The 18,979-nt window shown below is 73.0% G+C and carries 19 protein-coding genes; 11 read left to right on the plus strand and 8 right to left on the minus strand.

What is annotated here, in order from left to right:
* A complete protein-coding gene (locus AC2EAQ_RS08115; protein ID WP_484641912.1) occupies positions 1–321 on the plus strand; it encodes a hypothetical protein in 321 nt (106 codons plus the stop codon).
* Between the two features lie 412 nt (positions 322–733).
* Here the strand turns inward: AC2EAQ_RS08115 and AC2EAQ_RS08120 are convergent, their stop codons facing one another.
* Together AC2EAQ_RS08120 and AC2EAQ_RS08125 are read right to left on the minus strand one after the other, a co-directional pair.
* Positions 734–1,897, minus strand: a complete 1,164-nt coding sequence (locus AC2EAQ_RS08120; RefSeq protein ID WP_484641914.1) for a mandelate racemase/muconate lactonizing enzyme family protein — start codon at positions 1,895–1,897, stop codon at positions 734–736.
* Between the two features lie 19 nt (positions 1,898–1,916).
* A complete protein-coding gene (locus AC2EAQ_RS08125) occupies positions 1,917–2,894 on the minus strand; it encodes a Bug family tripartite tricarboxylate transporter substrate binding protein (protein ID WP_484641916.1) in 978 nt (325 codons plus the stop codon).
* Between the two features lie 109 nt (positions 2,895–3,003).
* Between AC2EAQ_RS08125 and AC2EAQ_RS08130 the strand changes: the two genes are divergently transcribed.
* A complete protein-coding gene (locus AC2EAQ_RS08130) occupies positions 3,004–3,339 on the plus strand; it encodes a hypothetical protein (RefSeq protein WP_484641919.1) in 336 nt (111 codons plus the stop codon).
* A 103-nt stretch (positions 3,340–3,442) separates the two neighbouring features.
* Positions 3,443–3,991 carry a superoxide dismutase family protein gene (locus AC2EAQ_RS08135; RefSeq protein ID WP_484641921.1) on the plus strand — a complete coding sequence of 183 codons (549 nt, stop codon included), beginning with the start codon at positions 3,443–3,445 and terminating at the stop codon, positions 3,989–3,991.
* A gap of 22 nt (positions 3,992–4,013) precedes the next feature.
* On the opposite strand, the gene AC2EAQ_RS08140 is transcribed toward AC2EAQ_RS08135, so the two are convergent.
* From AC2EAQ_RS08140 to AC2EAQ_RS08150, 3 genes are all read right to left on the minus strand, one after another.
* Positions 4,014–4,664 carry a TetR/AcrR family transcriptional regulator gene (locus tag AC2EAQ_RS08140; RefSeq protein ID WP_484641923.1) on the minus strand — a complete coding sequence of 217 codons (651 nt, stop codon included), beginning with the start codon at positions 4,662–4,664 and terminating at the stop codon, positions 4,014–4,016.
* A 16-nt stretch (positions 4,665–4,680) separates the two neighbouring features.
* Entirely contained in the window at positions 4,681–5,847 is a 1,167-nt protein-coding gene (locus AC2EAQ_RS08145; RefSeq protein WP_484641926.1) for an Acg family FMN-binding oxidoreductase, read from the minus strand.
* Between the two features lie 75 nt (positions 5,848–5,922).
* The gene (locus tag AC2EAQ_RS08150) at positions 5,923–6,801 is read right to left on the minus strand and encodes an amidohydrolase family protein (protein ID WP_484641928.1); all 879 of its coding nucleotides are present in this window, start codon (positions 6,799–6,801) and stop codon (positions 5,923–5,925) included.
* Positions 6,802–6,936: 135 nt separating this feature from the next.
* Here AC2EAQ_RS08150 and AC2EAQ_RS08155 point away from each other — a divergent pair, with 135 nt between their 5' ends.
* The 4 genes from AC2EAQ_RS08155 to AC2EAQ_RS08170 are packed head-to-tail and all read left to right on the plus strand — an operon-like array spanning position 6,937 to position 11,933.
* A complete protein-coding gene (locus tag AC2EAQ_RS08155; RefSeq protein ID WP_484641931.1) occupies positions 6,937–7,749 on the plus strand; it encodes a crotonase/enoyl-CoA hydratase family protein in 813 nt (270 codons plus the stop codon).
* A gap of 58 nt (positions 7,750–7,807) precedes the next feature.
* Entirely contained in the window at positions 7,808–9,667 is a 1,860-nt protein-coding gene (locus AC2EAQ_RS08160) for a feruloyl-CoA synthase (RefSeq protein WP_484641934.1), read from the plus strand.
* Between the two features lie 17 nt (positions 9,668–9,684).
* Positions 9,685–11,484 carry an acyl-CoA dehydrogenase family protein gene (locus AC2EAQ_RS08165; protein WP_484641936.1) on the plus strand — a complete coding sequence of 600 codons (1,800 nt, stop codon included), beginning with the start codon at positions 9,685–9,687 and terminating at the stop codon, positions 11,482–11,484.
* Complete coding sequence (locus AC2EAQ_RS08170) at positions 11,481–11,933, plus strand: MarR family winged helix-turn-helix transcriptional regulator (protein ID WP_484641940.1); 453 nt, start codon at positions 11,481–11,483, stop codon at positions 11,931–11,933. Before AC2EAQ_RS08165 ends, AC2EAQ_RS08170 begins: the two co-directional genes overlap by 4 nt.
* Positions 11,934–11,963: 30 nt before the next feature.
* Here the strand turns inward: AC2EAQ_RS08170 and AC2EAQ_RS08175 are convergent, their stop codons facing one another.
* Positions 11,964–13,526, minus strand: a complete 1,563-nt coding sequence (locus tag AC2EAQ_RS08175) for a cryptochrome/photolyase family protein (protein ID WP_484641944.1) — start codon at positions 13,524–13,526, stop codon at positions 11,964–11,966.
* Entirely contained in the window at positions 13,523–13,690 is a 168-nt protein-coding gene (locus AC2EAQ_RS08180) for a DUF2256 domain-containing protein (protein ID WP_484641947.1), read from the minus strand. The genes AC2EAQ_RS08175 and AC2EAQ_RS08180 overlap by 4 nt, the downstream gene beginning before the upstream one ends.
* A 101-nt stretch (positions 13,691–13,791) precedes the next feature.
* On the opposite strand from AC2EAQ_RS08180, the gene AC2EAQ_RS08185 reads away from it, so the two are divergent.
* From AC2EAQ_RS08185 to AC2EAQ_RS08200, 4 genes are all read left to right on the plus strand, one after another.
* Positions 13,792–14,622 carry a formylglycine-generating enzyme family protein gene (locus tag AC2EAQ_RS08185; RefSeq protein WP_484641951.1) on the plus strand — a complete coding sequence of 277 codons (831 nt, stop codon included), beginning with the start codon at positions 13,792–13,794 and terminating at the stop codon, positions 14,620–14,622.
* 49 nt (positions 14,623–14,671) lie between these two features.
* Positions 14,672–16,324, plus strand: coding sequence for an AAA family ATPase (locus AC2EAQ_RS08190; protein ID WP_484641953.1), 1,653 nt, complete (start codon positions 14,672–14,674; stop codon positions 16,322–16,324).
* Positions 16,321–17,037: an alpha/beta hydrolase gene (locus AC2EAQ_RS08195; protein WP_484641957.1), complete on the plus strand. Its 717-nt coding sequence runs from the start codon at positions 16,321–16,323 to the stop codon at positions 17,035–17,037. The genes AC2EAQ_RS08190 and AC2EAQ_RS08195 overlap by 4 nt, the downstream gene beginning before the upstream one ends.
* A gap of 120 nt (positions 17,038–17,157) precedes the next feature.
* On the plus strand, positions 17,158–18,279 hold the full coding sequence (locus tag AC2EAQ_RS08200) for an HD-GYP domain-containing protein (RefSeq protein WP_484641959.1): 1,122 nt from the start codon (positions 17,158–17,160) through the stop codon (positions 18,277–18,279).
* 23 nt (positions 18,280–18,302) lie between these two features.
* Here AC2EAQ_RS08200 and AC2EAQ_RS08205 read toward each other — a convergent pair whose 3' ends face one another.
* The gene (locus tag AC2EAQ_RS08205) at positions 18,303–18,965 is read right to left on the minus strand and encodes a hypothetical protein (RefSeq protein ID WP_484641962.1); all 663 of its coding nucleotides are present in this window, start codon (positions 18,963–18,965) and stop codon (positions 18,303–18,305) included.
* Between the last annotated feature and the right edge of the window lie 14 nt (positions 18,966–18,979).

An 18,979-nucleotide genomic window follows, 5' to 3' on the forward strand; every position in this document is an offset into this window, starting at 1 on the left:
ATGGAATCCAGCCGCGGCAGTGCCGCCACCGCACCCGCACCGAGGGCCACCTACCTGGCGCTGCTGGCCTGGGCCTTCACGCTGTTCAACTCGGTGCGCGTGCTGGCCTACCTGCCCACCCTGGTGAGCATCTGGCAAAGCGGCCAGTCCGACCAGCACTCGCTGCTGACGTGGCTCATCTGGGTGGGCGCCAACGCCACCATGGCGGCATGGCTGTACGAGCACAACGGCGGCCGCATCAACCGTGCGGTGCTGGTGAACATCGGCAACTCCGCGATGTGCGTCGCCACCGTGGTGCTGATCGCCTGGTTCCGGCTGTGAACTCCGCACCGTAGCGCGCGCGATGGACTCGCAAGCCTTTCCTCTTCCGCCCAACGCCCTTGGCTGGCTTGCCGCGGGCCTGACGTGACTGACCTTTTTCTGCAGCGACATGCGCCGGCTGGCACTGGGCGCCAACGCGGCTTTCATCACCGACGCGGCCTTGGCCCATCTCTGGCCGGTACCGGTGCTGCACCTGGCGCCGGTGCCGGTGAACCTGTGGCGGCTGACGCAGGTGATGCAGGCACCGGCTGCGCAGGCGCCGGCGCCGACGGTCGAGCGGGTTCAGTTCGATGCGCCGAGGCGGTCGGAGCGGAAGCGCAAGACGCCCAGCCGCGACCGGACCACGCACCCGATGATGTGCGGGCTGGCACTCATGCAGCGACGGGCCAGGACTCGATGCCCGGCGCCGACATCACCCCGCCGCCAGCGACTCGACCCCGGCCGGCACCGGCTGGTAGGGGTGGCGAGCCAGCAGCGCGGTCTGCAGTCCGGCGCGCTGGCCAGCCTGCGTGGGCACGGCAAAGCTGCCGTCCACCAACGCCGGATGCTGGCCGGGCATCAGCGCCTCGAACAGCGGGCTCTCGTCGAACTGCAGTTCGATCATGTCGCACTCGGGTGCGACCCCGGCGACGTTCAGGCTGTGCAGCGACGCCAGCGGCCCGGTCGGGTTGTGGGGCGAGAACTGCACGCCGGCGGCCTGCGCACGCTCGGCGATGCGCAGCATCTCCCAGGGGCCGCCGCAGTACTTCACGTCGGGCATCACCACGTCGACCAGGCCCGCGTCGAACAGGGGCTGGAAGCCGGCGCAGCCGATCTGCGTCTCGGCCGCGGCCAGCAGCACACCCTGCTCGCGCGCGGCGTGGTGGACGCGCTGCAGCGCGGGCCAGTGGGGCGGCGTCTCCGGCAGCGGGCACTCGAACCAGTGCAGACGGGCCGGGGCCAGCGCCTTCAGAACGTCCAACGCGCGGGCCTCGTCGAAGCGCCAGTGGCAGTCGACCATCAGGCGGGCGTCGGGGCCGATGGCGTCGCGCAGCGCGAGCAGGCACTCGATGCCGTGTCGCGTGCGCTGCCGGCCCTCGGCGCTGGCGCAGGTGGCCGGCGTCACGCCGTCGAAGGGCGCAGCCTTGAAGGCGCGAAACCCCAGTGCCGCAGCCCGCTGCGCCGTGGCCACGAAACCCGCCGGCGTGCGTTCGACGGTGGCGCGATTGATGTTGGCGTAGGCCGGCAGCCGGCTTCGCTGCAGACGGCCCAGCGGGGCGTGCCAGGGCTGCGCGTGCGCGCGGGCCGTCAGCTCCAGCAGGGCCTGCTGCGTGGCGCTGACGGCCGTGGCCTGCACCAGGCCGCCGGGGGTATGGGGCGACACGGTCAGGGCCGCGTGCGCGGCGTCCGGCGTCAGGCCGACGAGCTGGCGCTCGAGCAGTTCGAACGCGCCGCGCAGCATCGGCTCCCAGGCATTGAGCGACGCCTCGCCCCAGGCCTGGTCGCCGTCGCTCGTCTGCAGCGCGACGAAGGTCCAGTTCGTCTTCGGCGAGACGTTGAGGACCTCGCAGCGAAGCGACGTGATCTGGCCGGGCATCGCGGACTCCCGCCGTGGCTCAGTCCGCGCGGATGTTGCGCTCGTTGGCCAGCGCCTTCCAGCGCACGATGTCGGCCTGCACGCGCGTGGCCCAGGCCTCGGGCGACAGCGGGCTCGGGCCGCAGCCGGTGGCGGCGATGCGCTCGCGCACCGCGGGGTCGGCCAGCGCCGTGTTCACGGCCTGGTTGACGCGGTCGACCACCGCCTTGGGCGTGCCCGTGGGCGCCAGCAGACCGAACCAGGCCACGGTCTCGAAGCCGGGGAAGGTCTCGGCCAGCGCCGGCACGTCCGGCAGGCCGGCATGGCGCGTGGCCGTGGTCACGGCCAGCGCCTGCGCCTTGCCGGCCTTCAGGTGGCCCTGCCAGGGCGGCAGATTGCCGATCATCACGTTCACTTCGTTGGCCAGCACCGCGTTGACCGCCGGCGCGGCGCCCTTGTAGGGCACGTGGGTCATCTCGATGCCGGCCATGCTCTTGAGCAGTTCGGCCGACAGGTGCGAGGAACTGCCGATGCCGCCCGAGGCGTAGTTGAGCTTGCCCGCATTGGCCTTGGCATAGGCCACGAACTCGGCCACCGACTTCACCGGCGTGCCGGGGCTCGCGACCATCACGTTCGGCGCGGTGCAGAACAGCGCCACAGGCACGAAGTCGCGCGCGACGTCGTAGTTGAGCTTGGTGTAGATCGCCGCGTTGATGCCGTGCGATCCGGCGTTGCCGACGATCATGGTGTAGCCGTCGGCCGGCGACTTGGCCGCCGCTTCCGAGCCCACCACGCCACCGGCACCGGGCCGGTTGTCGATCAGCACCGGCTGCCCCAGCTCGCGCGAAACGCGCTCGGCAATGATGCGGCCGGTGATGTCCGAGCCGTCGCCCGGCGCGCTCGGCACGATCCAGCGCAGCGGCTTGGCCGGGAAGGTCTGCGCCGCCGCCGGCAGCGCCAGCAGCATCGCCGTCACCGTGGCCAGCAGGGCCTTCGCGGCCGGTGGTGGTGTCTTCATGGGCAGTGCTTCCTCGTCGTGAGTCGTGGGGCGCCGGTGTCGACCCGGCGGGCCATTCTCGATCATCGCCGGACGCCCGTCGCGCCGCGTCGATCGCTAGACTCGCTCGATGCCGCGTCGCGCCGCACGCCATCATCACCATGTGTACGTGGTCGAGCTGTCCGACCGGGTGTGGAACGAGGCGGGCTTCCGCAAGGCGAACCCGGACTGGCAGCTGGGCAAGCCCTTCGTCTACGTCGGCATGACCGGGCTCGACCCCGACCTGCGCTTCGACCGGCACAAGGCCGGCGTGCAGGCGAACCGCTTCGTCCGCGAGTACGGCCTGCGCCTGCTGCCGCAGCTGTACGAGGTGTACAACCCGATGCCCTACGAGGCCGCGCGGGAGATGGAAGTGGAGCTGGCGATCGGCCTGCGCGAGGCGGGCTACGGCGTGTGGCAGGCCTGAGCAGGCGCGCAACGCCTCGGCCTGGCGTGCATCCCTTGATGGACAAGCACGCCAGGCGTCGTAGCATGGCCCTTCCTCAGCCAACGCCTACTGGAGGCCCGCCATGCGTCCGATCCTTTCCCTGCGTGTCGTCGCCCTTGCGGGCAGCGCCCTGCTGCTCGGGGGCTGCGGTGCCATGCACCATCACCATCACGGGGCGCCGGGCGCCCGGGCGGTGCTCGAACCCACACGCGGCAACACCACGGCCGGCACCGTGATGTTCCATGCCGTCGAGGGCGGGCTGATGCTGCACGTGCGCGTGAGCGGGCTCAAGCCGGGCCAGGAGCACGGCTTCCACGTCCACGAGAAGGGCGACTGCAGCAGCGGCGACGGCATGAGCACCGGCGGCCACTTCAACCCCACCGGCAAGCCGCACGGCCATCCCGGCCAGGGCGAGCACCACGCCGGCGACCTGCCGGCGCTGAAGGCCGACGCGCAGGGCAAGGTCGACGTGCGCCTGCACGCGCATGGCATCGCGCTGGGCAGCGGCGCCACGAGCGTCGTCGGCCGCGGGCTGATCGTGCATGCGCAACCCGACGACTACAAGACCCAGCCCACCGGCAACTCGGGCGCCCGCGTGGCCTGCGCGGTGATCACGGCCATGCCCGCCTGAGCCGCGGCGCCGCACGGCGCCGTCAGCGCTTCGGCGGGAACAGGGTCTTCGCCAGTTCGGCGATCGCGGCCTTGAGTTCGTCCCAGCCGGCGTCGGACTGCAGGTCCACGCCGCCGAAGACGCGGATGCGCCGGCTGCGCAGCACCAGGTACTGCACGCCCGCCACCAGCAGCAGCGTCACGCCGTTGAGGTGCGGCCGCGCCGCGAACTCGGGGCCGCCGAGCACGCGCGAGGCTTCGGCGCCCCAGGCCTCGCGCTCGGCTTCCAGAATCGCGGTCAGCTCGTTGCGGTGCGTCAGTTCGGCCGCGAGGATCTCCACCGTCAGCGGGCGCGCGCGCAGCTCGTCCACGAAGTGCTCAAAGAACCGCGCATAGCGTTCGGCCATGGGCAGCGACAGCAGCGCCTTCGGGTCGTTGCCCAGCAGGTCGGCCACACGCGGCCAGAAACGCCCGCTGGCGCCCCAGGCCTGCAGCAGCTCCGCCATGCCGCCGAAGTAGCGGTAGATCAGCACCTTGTCGACGCCGGCCTCGCGGGCGATGGCGTTCACGCCGACCGCGGCGAAGCCGTCCCGCGCCAGCACCGTGCCGACGGACGCCAGGATGCGCTCCTCGGTGGCGGCTCGGTCGCGCGTTCGCGAGCGCGGAGTGGACGGGTCGGCGGCGGCATCGGTCATCGCCCGATCATCGCAGTCAGATCAGGTGCGCGTCGAGACCGCGCCGCGGTGCCGGCCCCACTGGCTCGGCGTAACCCACGCGCGCCCACATCTGCACCGTGCGCGACGGCCGCGGGGCGCCGAGCAGGGCGTGGATCTCGGCGTACGGCACGGCCTGCTCCGGGTACTCCTGCAGCGCCTGCTGCAGCGGGTGCATCGCCAGGCCCAGCGCCGTGCCGGCCAGCTGCACCCGCACCCAGGCGCGACCGGCGTTGACCTGCGTCGCGCGCTCGTTGCCGTCGCTCGTGATCCACAGGAAGCCCGGCGTCGTGGCGATCTTGGCGTCGAAGTCCTTGATCTGCCCGGTGGTGGCGAAGCTGTCCGGTGCCGGCGCCTGGCTGCGGTCGAACAGCCCGAGTTGGGTCATGGCGACCACCATCGGGCTGGTCAGCGACAGCCCGTCGCGGTGCTGCGCGATCTCGCGCGCGCCCACGCGCAGGACCTTGAACGACTCGAGCATCGCCGCCGGCGTCGTCATCTCGATCTTCCAGGCCCGGCTGGCGATGTCGCGATGGCGCTGCAGCGTGGCCGCGTCCTCGGGGCCGACGTGGCCGAAGGACAGGGGCGCGGCAGCGTCGGGCAGGGCCACGGCCGCAGCCAGGGCCTTCCAGGCCTCGGCCGGCACGGGCCGGGCCGCGTCGTACGCGTTGCGGTTGGTGCGGCGCTGGAGCACCTGGGCGAACAGCGGGTCCGGGGTCGCCGTGGCATCGGGCACCAGGCGCACGCGCGCCACCGGTCGGTCGTCGACGGTGCGATCGTCGAAGGCGCCTTGCGGAAACAGCGTCACCTCGGCGCGCTGTCCCCGCTGTCGCGCCGCCTGCACCAGCAGTTCGAGGAAGGTGCCCTGGCTCATCATGATCTGGCGCGAGAGCGGGTCGGTCACCGGCAGCAGGCGACTGCGGTCGCAGCGCAGCCAGATCTCGTCGGCCGTGCGCAGGTCCACCAGCCAGGACTGCAGGTTGTGCGAGTGCGGCGCGAGGATCGCGTGCGCGACGATCCAGCGCCGCAGGTCGGTCTGCGCGCCCGCGGCGGACCAGGCCGCGACGGCCTCGGGGGGGATGGCACTGGAACACCCCGCCAGCGGGGTGGCGGCGGCCATCACGACACCACCGCCGACGAGGCGGACGAAAGCACGACGGTCCATGATCGACTCCCAAGTCACCGTTAAGTGACTTAACTGTAGTCACCGCAAGGTGACTTGTCAACCACCGCGGTGCGATCAGGTCGCGGCCGGCATTCCCAGGCCGAGCAGGCGCATCGCGTTGTCCTTCAGGATCAGCGGCTTGACCTTGTCCTTGAAGCCGGCCTCGTCGAAGTCCTTCATCCAGCGCTCGGGCGTGATCAGCGGGTAGTCGCTGCCGAACAGCATGCGGTCCTTCAGCAGCGTGTTGGCGTACTGGATCAGCTGGGGCGGAAAGTACTTCGGGCTCCAGCCCGACAGGTCGATCCACACGTTGGGCTTGTGCAGCGCCAGCGACAGCGCCTCGTCCTGCCACGGCCAGCTCGGGTGCGCGATCACGATCTGGATGTCGGGGAAGTCGATCGCCACGTCCTCCAGCAGCATCGGGTTGCTGTTCTGAAGTCGCAGGCCGCCGCCGCAGCGCATGCCACTGCCGATGCCGCTGTGACCGCTGTGGAAGATGGCCGGCAGCTTGTACTCGGCGATCACCTCGTACAGCGGCCAGGCCATGCGGTCGTAGGGCAGGAAGCCCTGCACCGTGGGGTGGAACTTGAAGCCGCGCACGCCCTGCTCCTCGATCAGGCGGCGCGCCTCGCGCGCGCCCATCTTCCCCTTGTGCGGGTCGATCGAGGCGAAGGCGATCATCATGTCCGAGTTCCGGCGCGCGGCCTCGCAGATCTCCTCGTTGGGGATGCGGCGGCGGCCGAGCTGGGCCTCGCTGTCCACCGTGAACATCACCAGGCCGATCTTCTTCTCGCGGTAGTAGGCCACCGTCTCTTCGATGGTCGGCCGGCGGTTGCTGCCGAAGTACTTGTCCGCGGCGCGGTCGTACTCCTCGCCGTAGTTGTCGAACGGGTTCCAGCAGGACACCTCGGCGTGGGTGTGGACGTCGATGGCGATCAGGTCGGCGGTGTTCATCGCGGGGCCCCGGGCGGCGGCAGACGCTTTCTCATCGAAAGCAGAATCAGACCGATTTCCTGCTTGCATGCAGTCAGCGGTCTGCGCATAATGATTTTATTCTAGAACTAAATGCCCGGCCCGGGCAAGCCTGCGATGAGCCTCCAGACCACCCCCGCCACCGGCCTGCTCGGCGCGCTCGACCTGCTCCAGGTGAGCCTGGCCGGCCGGGTGCTGCACGTGCGACTGAACCGCCCGGCCAAGCGCAACGCGCTGAGCGACCCGCTGATCCAGCAGCTGCACACCGTTTTCGTCAACATCCCGGACGGCATCCATGCGGCGGTGATCAGCGGCGAAGGCAGCCACTTCTGCGCCGGGCTGGACCTGTCCGAGCTGGTCGAGCGCGACATCCACAGCGCGGTGCTGCACTCGCGCATGTGGCATGCCGCGTTCGACGCCATCCAGTTCGGCCGCGTGCCGGTGGTGGCAGCACTGCACGGCGCGGTGGTCGGCGGCGGGCTGGAGCTGGCCGCGTCGTGCCACCTGCGCGTGGCCGACGCCAGCGCCTACTACGGCCTGCCCGAGGGTCAGCGCGGCATCTTCGTCGGCGGCGGCGGCTCGGCGCGCATCCCGCGCCTGATGGGCGTGGCGCGCATGACCGACCTGATGATGACCGGCCGCGTGCTCGACGCCCAGGAGGGCGTGCAGGTGGGCCTGACGCAGTACCTCGTGCCCGAGGGCGAGGCCCTGGCCAAGGCCCTGGCGCTGGCCGAGCGCGTGGCCGCCAATGCGCCGATGAGCAACTTCGCGGTCATGCACGCGCTGCCGCGCATCGCCGACCAGACCCAGAGCGAGGGCCTGTTCACCGAATCGCTGATGGCCGCCGTGGCCGAGAGCACGCCCGAGGCGCAGGACCGCCTGCGCGCCTTCCTCGAAGGCCGCGCCGGCAAGGTGGTGAAGTCGCAATGAGCGCGCCGGGCCGCTCCCCAGCGCGAATCCCGAAGCGCCCGGCGCGAAGGGGGGTCCGATGAGCGCGCCGCGCTACCGCGACGCGCGCGTCGGCGGCTGCGTGCAGGCCCGCGTGCAGGCGCGGCCCGACGGCAGCATGCAGGTCGAGTCCACGGAGCCTCTGGGCTGGTATCCGGCCCGGCTGACCGATTGCCTCGAGCAATGGGCGCGCGAAGCGCCCGAGCGCACCTTCGTGGCGCGGCGCGACCGCGGCGGCGCCTGGGTGCGCATCGGCTACGCGCAGATGCTCGACCGCGCACGCCGCGTCGGCCAGGCCCTGCTCGACCTGGGCGTGAGCGCCGAGCGGCCGCTGGCCATCCTGTCGGGCAACGACCTCGAGCACCTGACGCTGGCGCTGGGCGCGATGTGGGCCGGTGTGCCGTATGTGCCGGTGTCCACCGCCTACTCGCTGGTGTCGCAGGACTTCGGCAAGCTGCGCCACATCGTCGACACCACGACGCCGGGTCTGGTGTTCGCGTCCGACGCGTCCTACGCGCGCGCCATCGCGGCGGTGGTGCCGGCCGAAGTGCCCGTGGTGCTGACGGAGGGCCGTGTCGAGGGCCGCGCCACGATCGCCTTCCACCAGCTGCTGGCCGCCGTGCCGGGCCCGGCGCTGGACGCCGCGCACGCGGCCACGGGAGCGGACACCATCGCCAAGCTGCTGTTCACGTCCGGCTCCACCAAGGCGCCCAAGGGCGTGATCACCACGCAGCGCATGCTGTGCGCCAACCAGCAGATGCTGCGCCAGTGCCTGGGCTTCCTGGCCGACGAGCCGCCGGTGCTGGTGGACTGGCTGCCGTGGAACCATGTCTTCGGCGGCAGCCACAACGTGGGCATCGTGCTCTACAACGGCGGCACGCTCTACATCGACGACGGCAAGCCCACGCCCTCCGGCATCGCCGAGACGCTGCGCAACCTGCGCGAGATCTCGCCCACGGTGTACTTCAACGTGCCCAAGGGTCTGGAGGAGATCGCCACCGCGATGGACACCGACCCCGTACTGCGCGACACGCTGTTCGCGCGCTGTCGCGCCATCATGTTCGCCGGCGCCGCGCTGTCGCAGGCGGTGTGGGACAAGCTGCACGCCCATGCCGAGGCGGCGGTCGGCGAGCGCGTGCGCGTGATCACCGGCCTGGGCATGACCGAGACGGCGCCGTCGTGCACCTTCGCGGTGGGCACCGCGGTGGCCTCGGGCCACATCGGCCTGCCGGTGCCGGGCGTCGAGGTCAAGCTGGTGCCGGTGGACGGCAAGACCGAGATCCGCTTTCGCGGCCCGAACGTCATGCCCGGCTACTGGCGCGCCCCGCAGCAGACGGCCGAGGCCTTCGACGACGAGGGCTTCTACCGCACCGGCGACGCGGTGAAGTGGATCGACCCGGCCGACCCGCAGCGCGGCCTGCTGTTCGACGGCCGCACCGCGGAAGACTTCAAGCTGTCCACCGGCACCTTCGTCAGCGTGGGCCCGCTGCGCGCGCGCATCGTGCTGGCGGGCGACCCCTGCGTGCAGGACGCGGTGATCACCGGCCTGAACCGCGACGAAGTCGGCGCGCTGCTGTTCCCGCGCGCCGACGAGTGCCGCCGCCTGGCCGGGCTGCCGGCCGGCACGCCGCTGCCCGAGGTGCTGCACCACCCCGCGGTGCGCGCGTTCTTCCAGGCGCTGGCCGACCGGCTCTGGCGCGACGCCACCGGCAGCGCCAGCCGCGTGGCACGGCTGCACCTGCTGGCCGAGCCGCCATCGATCGACCGCGGCGAGGTTACCGACAAGGGCTCGATCAACCAGCGCGCGGTGCTGCAGCACCGCGCCGCGCTGGTCGAGGCGCTGTACCAGGGCCGCGAGGCCGACCCGTTCCTGATCCTGCCGGCGCGCACGCCGGGCTGAGCCGAGGGCAACGCAGCATGTGGACCTATCAGGCCCCGGTGGCCGACATCGCGCACCTGATGCTGCGCGTGCTCGACGCGCCCGCCACCTGGGCGCAGATGCCCGCTTTCGACGGCCTGGACGCCGACACCGCGGGCGACGTACTTCAGGCCGCGGGCCGCTTCGCGTCCGACGTGCTGGCACCCACCAATGCGCCGGGCGACGTGGCCGGCTGCACCTGGACACCGCAGGGCGTGCGCACGCCGCCGGGCTTCGCCGACGCCTACCGCGCCTTCGTCGACGGCGGCTGGCCGGCGCTGGCCTGCGCGCCCGAGGCCGGCGGCCAGGGCCTGCCGTCGTCGCTCAACGCCGTGCTGTACGAGATGCTCACCTCGGCCAACCACGCCTGGATGATGTACCCCGGCCTGCTGCACGGCGCCTACGAGGTGCTGCTGCACCACGGCACGCCCGAGCTGCGCGGGCGCTACCTGGAACCCGTGGCCACCGGGCGCTGGCTGGCCACGATGAACCTGACCGAGCCGCAGGCCGGCAGCGACCTCGGCCTCGTGCGCACGCGCGCCGAGCCGGCCGACGGCACCGCGCCGGCCAACGGCAGCCCGGTGCGCGTCACCGGGCAGAAGATCTTCATCTCCGGCGGCGAGCACGACCTCACCGACAACATCGTGCACCTGGTGCTGTGCCGCCTGGCCGACGCGCCCCCCGGCACGCGCGGCCTGTCGCTGGCCATCGTGCCCAAGGTGCTGCCCGACGGCCGGCGCAACGCGGTGCATTGCGACGGCCTCGAGAAGAAGATGGGCATCAAGGGCAGCGCCACCTGCCAGATGCGCTTCGACGGCGCCGAGGGGTGGCTCGTCGGCGAACCGAACCGCGGCCTGGCCGCGATGTTCCTGATGATGAACGCGGCGCGTCTGCAGGTGGCGATGCAGGGCATCGGGCATCTGGAGGCCGCGACGCAGAATGCGCACCGCTACGCGCACGAGCGGCTGCAGATGCGCGCCGTGCGGCGGCCGCCGGGTGCCGCGCCCGCGGGCGGCGGCGCCGACCCGATCGCCTGGCATCCGGCGATGCGGCGCACGCTGCACACGCTGCGCGCGCGCACCGACGGCTGCCGCCTCGTGGCCTACCGCGTGGCGCTGTGGCTGGACGAGGCCGAGCACCACCCGGACGCCGCGCGGCGCGCCGAGGCGGCGGCCGCGGTGGCCTTCCTGACGCCGGTGGCCAAGGCCTTCTTCACCGACCTCGGCCACCGCAGCGCGGACGAGGCGCTGCAGGTGTGGGGCGGCTACGGCTTCGTGCACGACTTCGGCATCGAGCAGGCGGTGCGCGACAGCCGCATCGCGCCGATCTACGAGGGCACCAACGAGATCCAGGCGGTGGACCTGGTGCTGCGCAAGCTGCTGCCCGACGGCGGCCGCACCGCCGCCGCGCTGCGCGACACGCTGGCCCGAGACGCCGACGCCTGCGCCGCGCTGCCGCAGGGCGCGCCCTTCGCGCAGGCGCTGCACGCGCAGCTCGCCGCCTGGGCCGGCGCCGACGCCGCACTGCTGGCGCCGGCCGACGGCGACGCCGAATGGCCGCTGCGTGCCGCCGACGACTACCTGGCCGGCGTGGGCCATGCGCTGCTGGCCTGGGCCTGGGCGCGGCTGGCCGCGCAGGTGCTGGCCCCCGCTGCCGACATCGAGCCCGGCGCGCGGCCCGCCGCGCAGTGGCTCGACGCCGCCCGCTTCGGCATGCAGTGGCTGCTGCCGCAGGCGGCGGTGCACTGGGCCCGCATCGCGCAGCGCGACGCCGCCCTGCCCGACGTGACCGCGCCATGACCCCCCCGCGCAGCGACGAGCCGCTCGACCTCGGCGCGCTGGCGCAGGTGGTGGGCTTTCACCTGGCACGGGCGCAGGCGCTCGCGGTGGGATCGTTCGAGCGCCATGTCGGCACGCCGCTGGGCCTGCGCAAGGCCGAGTTCTCGCTGCTGATGCTGCTGGCTGCCAACGGCCCGGTGGTGCCCAAGCGGCTGGCGCGCGCGCTCGCGGTCACGGCGCCCAAGCTCACGCTGCTGGTGGACGGCCTGGCCGCGCGCGGCCTGGTGCGGCGCGAGCGCAACCCGGCCGACGGCCGCTCGCAGCACGTGGTGCTGACCGACAAGGGCCAGCGCCTGGCCGCCAGGGCCGCCGCCGCCGCGGCGCCAATGGAGCAGGAGATGCTGTCGCGCCTGAGCCGCGCCGAGCACGCGATGCTGGTCGAGCTGCTCGACAAGCTGGCGCCGGGCTGATCCGAGCCTCGGCGCGCGGCTGCCGGGGCCTCAGCCCGCCGCGTCGGCGGCGCGGATGGCCGCGGCCTGCGCGGCGATCGCCTCGCGCTCGGCCGCCCCCAGCCGCGCCAGGTTGCGCACCTGCATCACCAGCCGCGGATGGCGTGCGAAGCGGGCCTCGTGGCGCATCAGGAAGTCCCAGTACAGCACGGTGAACGGGCAGGCGTCGGGGCCGGTGCGGCGGTCGGGCCGGTAGCGGCAGCGCGCGCACAGGCTGCCGCCGCTCATGCGCTGGATGTAGGCGCCGCTGGCGATATAGGGCTTGCTGGCCATCAGGCCGTCGTCGGCCGCCTGGCTCATGCCCAGCGTGTTGGGCAGCTCGACCCATTCCACCGCGTCCACGTACACCGCGAGGTACCAGCGGTGCACCTGCTGCGGCGCAACGCCCAGCAGCAGCGCGTACAGCCCGGTGACCATCAGGCGCTGGATGTGGTGCGCGTAGCCGTGCTCCAGCGTCTGGCCGATCGCGTCGGCGAGGCAGGCGCGGTCGGTGCGGCCGGTCCAGTAGAAGCCCGGCAGCGGTTCGTTCGCCTGCAGCGCATTGAGTTCGGCATAGCCGGGCATGCGCGTCCAGTAGATGCCGCGCACGTACTCGCGCCAGCCCAGCAGCTGGCGGATGAAGCCCTCCGCCGCGGGCAGCGGCACGCGGCCGTCGCGCCAGGCCGCCTCGGCCGCGGCCACCACCTCGCGCGGCGACAGCAGCTTGAGGTTGAGCGCGGCCGCCAGCAGCGAATGCCACAGCCAGGGCTGCTGCGGCCACAGCGCGTCCTGCCAGCGGCCGAACTGCGGCAGCCGCTCGTCGACGAAGCGGTGCAGCGCCACCAGCGCCTGCTCGCGCGTCACCGGCCAGGCGAAGCTGTCGAGCCGGCCGGGGTGGTCGGCGAAGCGCTGCCGCACCAGCGCGATCACCTCGCGCGTGATGGCGTCGGGCTCGAAGCGCGGCGGCGGCGGCAGGTCCTGCGGCCCGTCGCTGCCGAAGGCCTCGCGGTTGTCGGCGTCGAAGTTCCATTGCCCGCCCGCGGGCGACACGCCGTCGGGTTCCATCAGCACGCCGTGCTCGCGCCGCATCTCGCGGTAGAAGTACTCCATGCGCAGCTGCTTGCGGCCGCGCGCATGCTGCTCGAATCGGGCCGGCGTGCTGAAGAAGTGCCGGTCCTCCAGGAGCGTCAGCGGCACCGCATGCTCCGACGCCACGGCCTGCAGCGCCTGCAGCACGCGCCAGTCGCCCGGCCGCACCAGCACCAGTTCGTCCGGCGCGAGCCGGGCGACGTCGCGGCCGAGCGCGTCGGCCAGCGACGGCGGCGCGCCGGCGTCGTCCAGCCGCGTGTAGTGCAGCGGCACGCCGCGCTCGCGCAGGCCGTGGGCGAAGTGGCGCATCGCCGCGAGGAACATCGCGATGCGCGGCTGGCCCGACCCCACGTGCGTGGACTCCTCGGCCACCTCGGCCATCCACACCGCGTCGGTGGCGGCGTCGAAGCCGTCGAAGGCGGCCGAGTCGGCGTCGAGCTGGTCGCCCAGCACCAGCACCAGGCGGCGCAGCGCGGGCCGGGTCATCGCGCCGGCGTGCGCCGGCGGCGGCACGCGTCCGAGCAGTAGCGCACCTCGTCCCAGTTGCGGGCCCAGGCGCGGCGCCAGCTCATCGGGCGGCCGCAGGCCTGGCAGGGCTTGCTGGGCAGGGCAGCCTTGTTGCCCTTGAACCCGGTCTGGCGCGTGCTCATGGTCGCCATCGTGCCAGCGCCCGAAGGCCCGCGCCGGCCGGGCCTTTGCCGGGCCCGATAGAGTGCCGCGACCGGCGCATCGCGCCCCTGCCTGCCCTGCCATGAAGCGGACCGGTTCCATCGCCCTTCACGCCACGCCGCTCGCCGCGCTGCTGTGTGCCGTCGCGCTGTCCCCCGCAGCGGTCGCGTCCACGCCGCCGGCCGCCAACCCCGCCGCGCTGGACTGGATGCCCGTGCGCCCGGCCGACGGCGCGGCCTTCGACATCGCCCGCACCGAGACCACCATCGGCCAGTTCCGGCGCTTCGCGACCGCCACCGGGCGCGTGACCCGCGCCGAACGGGCCGGCGGCGGCGAGGTGTACGAGGCCGGCTGGACGCGCAAGCCCGGCTGGACCTGGCAGCGCCCGTTCGGCGGGCCACGGCCGGCCGCCGACGACGAGCCGGCCGTGCACGTGGACTGGGACGAGGCCCAGGCGTTCTGCCGCTGGGCCGGCGGGCGCCTGCCCACCGACGCCGAGTGGGTGACGGCGGCCTACACCGAGACGCGCGATGCGCCCGCCGCCCCCTTCGTCAAGGGGCGCACCTACGCCTACCCCACCGGCGACTCGCCGGCCGGCGCGCAGTGCCTGGGCGACTGCGGCGACGCGGCGGCGCAGCGGGCGCTGCGCCACGGCGCGGCGCTGTCGCGCGGCCTGGGCCACGCGCGTGCCGGCAGCACGCCGGCCGGCGTCAACGGCCTGCACGAGATGGCGGCCAACGCGTGGGAGTGGGTCGACGAGCCGGCGGGCGCCACCGGCGCCGGCGTCGAGCGCCGCACGCGCGGCGGCTCGTGGTGGTACGGCGCGGCCCAGATGCGCGCCGACCATCTGCAGGCCAAGCCACCGGCCACCACGGTGGTCTACATCGGGTTTCGCTGCGCGCGGCCGCGCTGAGGGCCCGGCCGGCAGCGGCTAGCATCGGTGCCGGAAAGGCGCAGGCAACGTGGAACTCGAGATCCCCCAACCCCTGGCCACGGCCCTGCGCGGGCTGGTCGGCACGCAGTCGCCACTCGGGCTTCAGCTCGGCGGCCCCGAAGGCGGCAGCGGCACGCGCGTCGTGTCCAGCTACCACTTCGACGGCGCCTCGCTGACGCTGCTGTACCAGCTCGGCCAGGCCAGCGGCGCGCGCGACCTGGTGTTCCAGCTGCTCGCGCTGGACAACCTCAACGGCGAGCAGCAGCTGCGGCCGATTCCGAGCCTGGAGCTGTTCGTGCCGGCCGTGATCGAGTGGCTGTCGCGCGACCTGATCGACGGCTGGCTCTACCAGCGCGGCAAGGACGGCGTGCTGCTGGCCTGGCTGGTGCACTCGATCCGACTCGTCAAGCCCGCCGACAGCAACCCGTACGTCGTGGTGGGGCTGCTGGCCAACACGCTGCAGGCCGCCGGCCGCGAGCCGCCGACCGACCCGCGGCTGCGCTTCGCCGGCATGACCTGGGGCCTGAGCTTCTACGCCGAGGACCTGCCCGGCCGCACGCTGGCCGGCCTGTTCGCCGACCACGGCTTCTTCAAGGAGTGCCCGGAGTTCAAGCAGGAGTACGACGCGCAGCTGGAGCGCTTCATGGCCCTGCAGCCGCGCTTCGGCGCCCAGTTCACCGTCGGCGGCAGCCTCTGGCGCGCCGGCGACGGCCCACGCGCGCCGATGGAATGCGTGCGCCTGCCCGAGGCCGCGGCGGCGCGCTGCGTCAACGACGAAGAGCTGCTGCAGCGCCGCTTCGACCTCGCCGCCGACCCGCACTACTGGCGCAGCAGCGGCATCGCCACCGGCTTCGACCGCATCCCGCAGCACGGCTACCTGCATCTGTTCCACCTCGACTGGCACCGCGCGGTGTGGGTCCACGTGCAGCACGTGAAGGAGTACGAGTACCAGCCCGGCCTGCGCGACCGCCTCGTGCTGCCGCAGGCGCAGCGCGACCTGATCGACATCCTCACCGCGGACCGGCGCTTCCTGGTGGAGGACGTGGTGCCGGGCAAGTCCGGCGGCACCACGATCCTGTGCCGCGGCGCGCCGGGCCTGGGCAAGACGCTGACGGCCGAGGTGTATGCCGAGGTGGTCGGCAAGCCGCTGTACCGCGTGCACTCGGGCCAGCTCGGCGTGACCGCCAGCTCGGTGGAGGCCACGCTCACCGGCATCCTGCAGCGCGCCGCGCGCTGGGACTGCGTGCTGCTGCTCGACGAGGCCGACGTCTACATCCGCCGGCGCGACAACGACCTGCAGCACAACGCCATCGTGGCCGAGTTCCTGCGCACGCTGGAGTACTTCAGCGGCCTGCTGTTCATGACCACCAACCGCGTCGGCGACATCGACGACGCGATCCTGTCGCGCTGCATCGCGGTCATCGACTACCAGCCGCCCGGCCCGGACGACGCGCGCCGCCTGTGGCGCACGCTGGCCGCGCAGCTGGGCGTGGACCTGCCCGACGCACTGGTGGAGCAGTTGCTGACGGACTACGCCGGCGCGAGCGGACGCGACATCAAGGAGCTGCTCAAGCTCACCAGCAAGTTCTGCCGCCATCGCGGGCAGCCGCTCTCGGCCGAGTCGTTCGCGCAGTGCGCGGTCTTCCGCGGCATCGGCGGCGCGCCGGGGGCCGGCGCATGATCGACCCCGGCCTGGCCGCCGGCATCGTCGACGGCCCGCTCGGCGGGCGCATGGGTTGGCGGCCCGGCGCCGCACCCACCGAGGCGCCGCTGCCCCCCGGCCGCCACGGGCTGGCCTTTCCCGAGGGCCGCGAGGCGGTGCTGGTAGTGCCCGAGGGCCTGGTCCCCGGCGAACCGGTGCCGCTGCTGGTGATGTTCCACGGCGCCGGTGGCGAGGCCAACCGCGTGCTGCCGCACCTGGTGCCGCACGCACGGGCCCGGCGATTCCTGCTGCTGGCGCCGCAGTCGATGTTCGTCACCTGGGACATCGTCGTCGGCGGCCACGGCCCGGACCTGCAGCGGCTCGAGGGCGCGCTGGCCACCGTGGCCTCGCACTTCGCGATCGACCCGGCGCGGCTGGCCTTCGCCGGGTTCTCCGACGGCGGCAGCTATGCGCTCAGCGTGGGCGTGACCAACGGCGACGTGGCCAGCCACGTCATCGCGCTGTCGGCCGGCTTCATGAACACCTTCACCCAGGCCGGCAAGCCGCGCGTGTTCATCGCCCACGGCCGCTCGGACAGCCAGCTGCCGATCGAGACCAGCGCCCATCCGCACGCGCGCCGCCTGCTCGAAAGCGGCCACGACCTGACGCTGCAGCCCTTCGACGGCGACCACGTCATCGTGCCCTGGGTGGTCGGCCGCGCGGTGGAGTTCTTCCTCGGCCCGGCGGCGTGACATAGGCCGCACCCCGGCGCGCGCCGCCGCGGCCACGCATCAAGTCCGCGGCGCGGGCGTCGAAAGCCACCACGACGGGCCGGCACCGGCGTGCCGCCCGTGATGCACAGCCACAACCCCATGCAACTGATCAGCCTGGACACCGTGCGCCACCGCCTGCAGGTGGGCCTGCCGCTGCCGTTCAACGTGCGCAACGGCGACGAGACCCTGCTGCTGGCCCGGGGCCACATGATCGTCAGCCGCGAACAGCTCAGCTCGCTGTTCGAGCGCGGCATGCTCGTCGACATCGAGGAGCTGCAGAGCACCACCGACCGCATCCGGCAGGCCCCGCGCGAGGCCCTGCCCGCGCTGTGGGCCGAGACCATCGAGTGCGTCGAGCGGGCGCTGGTGCGCCTGCCGTCCGAAGGCTTCGAGGCGGTGGTGGACGACGTGTCGCAGCCGCTGCTCGGTCTGGTCGAGCGCGACCGCGACCTCGCCCTGTTCCAGGTGCTGCGCCAGCACGGCAACATGCCCACGCAGTACGGCGTGAACCATTCGATCCACTGCGCCATCGCGGCCTTCATGACGGCGCACCGACTGGGCTGGGACGCGGGTGCGCTGGAGCTGGCGTTCAAGGCGTCGCTGACGATGAACGTGTCGATGCTCGACCTGCAGGGCGACCTGGCCACGCAGGTGACCAGCCCGACGGCCAAGCAGCGCGAGCTGATCCGGACCCATCCGCGGCGCAGCCGCCGCATGCTGGAAGAGGCGGGCGTGGCCAACGCCGACTGGCTGACGGCGGTGGAGCAGCATCACGAGGTGCCCGACGGCAGCGGCTACCCCGACGCGCTGCGCGAGCTGACACCGCTGTCGCAGCTGATCCGCCAGTGCGACATCTACACCGCCAAGCTCAGCCCGCGCCTGAGCCGCGAGGCGATGGCCGCCGACCTGGCGGCGCGCACGCTGTACGCCGAGTCGCCGCGCGACCCGGTGGCCGCGGCGCTGATCAAGGAGTTCGGCCTCTACCCGCCGGGCACCTTCGTGCGCCTGGCCTCGGGCGAGGTGGGCATCGTGGTGCGCCGCGGCGCGGCTGCGCACACGCCGGTGGTGGCCGCGCTGATGAGCGCCGAGCGCCGGCAGCACGCCGAGCCCGAGCGGCGCGACACGGCCCGTCCGCAGTACGCGATCAGCGGGGTGATCGTGCCCACGGCCGACGTGAAGGTGTCGCTGGACACCGTGGTGGCGCTGCCCTTCGACGCCTGAGAAGACGCCCCTGACCCGCGGCGTCAGCCAACGCGGCGCCAGTGCATGACCCAGTCGTGCTCCCAGGTCCGGCCGCCGTCGGCGGAGTACACCTGGCGCCAGCGGCACACGCCGTCGCCGATGCGGTCCCAGATGCCCATCGAGTGCATGGTGCGCCCCTGCTCCTCGTAGGTGCTGGCGAACAGGCCGGCGCCGCTTTCGAAGCTGCCGGTCTGCCCCGGCGTGGTGACGACGCCGCTCTTGGCGTTGACCCAGTGGTCGGACCACTGACGCTTTTCCACGTCGAGCATGCGCAGCCCGAGGCCGCTGAAGTCGCGTGCCGGGATCAGCAGTTCCTCGACGCTGCCGATGCCGCCGAGGATGCTGAAGCAGCGCGCCTCGCCCTCGAAGCGGTCCCAGCCGGTGGCGCGGCGCTTGAGGTGGCGGATGCGCCAGCGCCCGTCGAGGAACGCGAAGTCGCCGGGCCGGCCCGGCGTGGGCGTGGCCGGCAGGGCGGGCACCGCGTCGAAGCGCGGCGGATCGGCGTCGATCATCGAGTCGTCGGGCATGGCGGTCCTTGCGGTGTCGGGGGTGCGGGCGGGGGCGCGCGGCGCCGCGAGCGCGGCGGCGGCCGTGGCGGCGGCGGCGACGATCCACTGCCGGCGCCCGGGCAGGGTCGCGACCGGTGGGGTCGGGGTGACGGTCATGGCGCCATCGTGTC

It is taken from the genome of Aquabacterium sp. T101 (genome assembly GCF_057219775.1).

Coding starts and splice junctions, on each gene's coding strand:
- AC2EAQ_RS08115 (WP_484641912.1), top strand. CDS start 1: ATGGAATCCAGCCGCGGCAGTGCCGCCACCGCACCCGCACCGAGGGCC.
- AC2EAQ_RS08120 (WP_484641914.1), bottom strand. CDS start 1,897: ATGCCCGGCCAGATCACGTCGCTTCGCTGCGAGGTCCTCAACGTCTCG.
- AC2EAQ_RS08125 (WP_484641916.1), bottom strand. CDS start 2,894: ATGAAGACACCACCACCGGCCGCGAAGGCCCTGCTGGCCACGGTGACG.
- AC2EAQ_RS08130 (WP_484641919.1), top strand. CDS start 3,004: ATGCCGCGTCGCGCCGCACGCCATCATCACCATGTGTACGTGGTCGAG.
- AC2EAQ_RS08135 (WP_484641921.1), top strand. CDS start 3,443: ATGCGTCCGATCCTTTCCCTGCGTGTCGTCGCCCTTGCGGGCAGCGCC.
- AC2EAQ_RS08140 (WP_484641923.1), bottom strand. CDS start 4,664: ATGACCGATGCCGCCGCCGACCCGTCCACTCCGCGCTCGCGAACGCGC.
- AC2EAQ_RS08145 (WP_484641926.1), bottom strand. CDS start 5,847: ATGGACCGTCGTGCTTTCGTCCGCCTCGTCGGCGGTGGTGTCGTGATG.
- AC2EAQ_RS08150 (WP_484641928.1), bottom strand. CDS start 6,801: ATGAACACCGCCGACCTGATCGCCATCGACGTCCACACCCACGCCGAG.
- AC2EAQ_RS08155 (WP_484641931.1), top strand. CDS start 6,937: ATGAGCCTCCAGACCACCCCCGCCACCGGCCTGCTCGGCGCGCTCGAC.
- AC2EAQ_RS08160 (WP_484641934.1), top strand. CDS start 7,808: ATGAGCGCGCCGCGCTACCGCGACGCGCGCGTCGGCGGCTGCGTGCAG.
- AC2EAQ_RS08165 (WP_484641936.1), top strand. CDS start 9,685: ATGTGGACCTATCAGGCCCCGGTGGCCGACATCGCGCACCTGATGCTG.
- AC2EAQ_RS08170 (WP_484641940.1), top strand. CDS start 11,481: ATGACCCCCCCGCGCAGCGACGAGCCGCTCGACCTCGGCGCGCTGGCG.
- AC2EAQ_RS08175 (WP_484641944.1), bottom strand. CDS start 13,526: ATGACCCGGCCCGCGCTGCGCCGCCTGGTGCTGGTGCTGGGCGACCAG.
- AC2EAQ_RS08180 (WP_484641947.1), bottom strand. CDS start 13,690: ATGAGCACGCGCCAGACCGGGTTCAAGGGCAACAAGGCTGCCCTGCCC.
- AC2EAQ_RS08185 (WP_484641951.1), top strand. CDS start 13,792: ATGAAGCGGACCGGTTCCATCGCCCTTCACGCCACGCCGCTCGCCGCG.
- AC2EAQ_RS08195 (WP_484641957.1), top strand. CDS start 16,321: ATGATCGACCCCGGCCTGGCCGCCGGCATCGTCGACGGCCCGCTCGGC.
- AC2EAQ_RS08200 (WP_484641959.1), top strand. CDS start 17,158: ATGCAACTGATCAGCCTGGACACCGTGCGCCACCGCCTGCAGGTGGGC.
- AC2EAQ_RS08205 (WP_484641962.1), bottom strand. CDS start 18,965: ATGACCGTCACCCCGACCCCACCGGTCGCGACCCTGCCCGGGCGCCGG.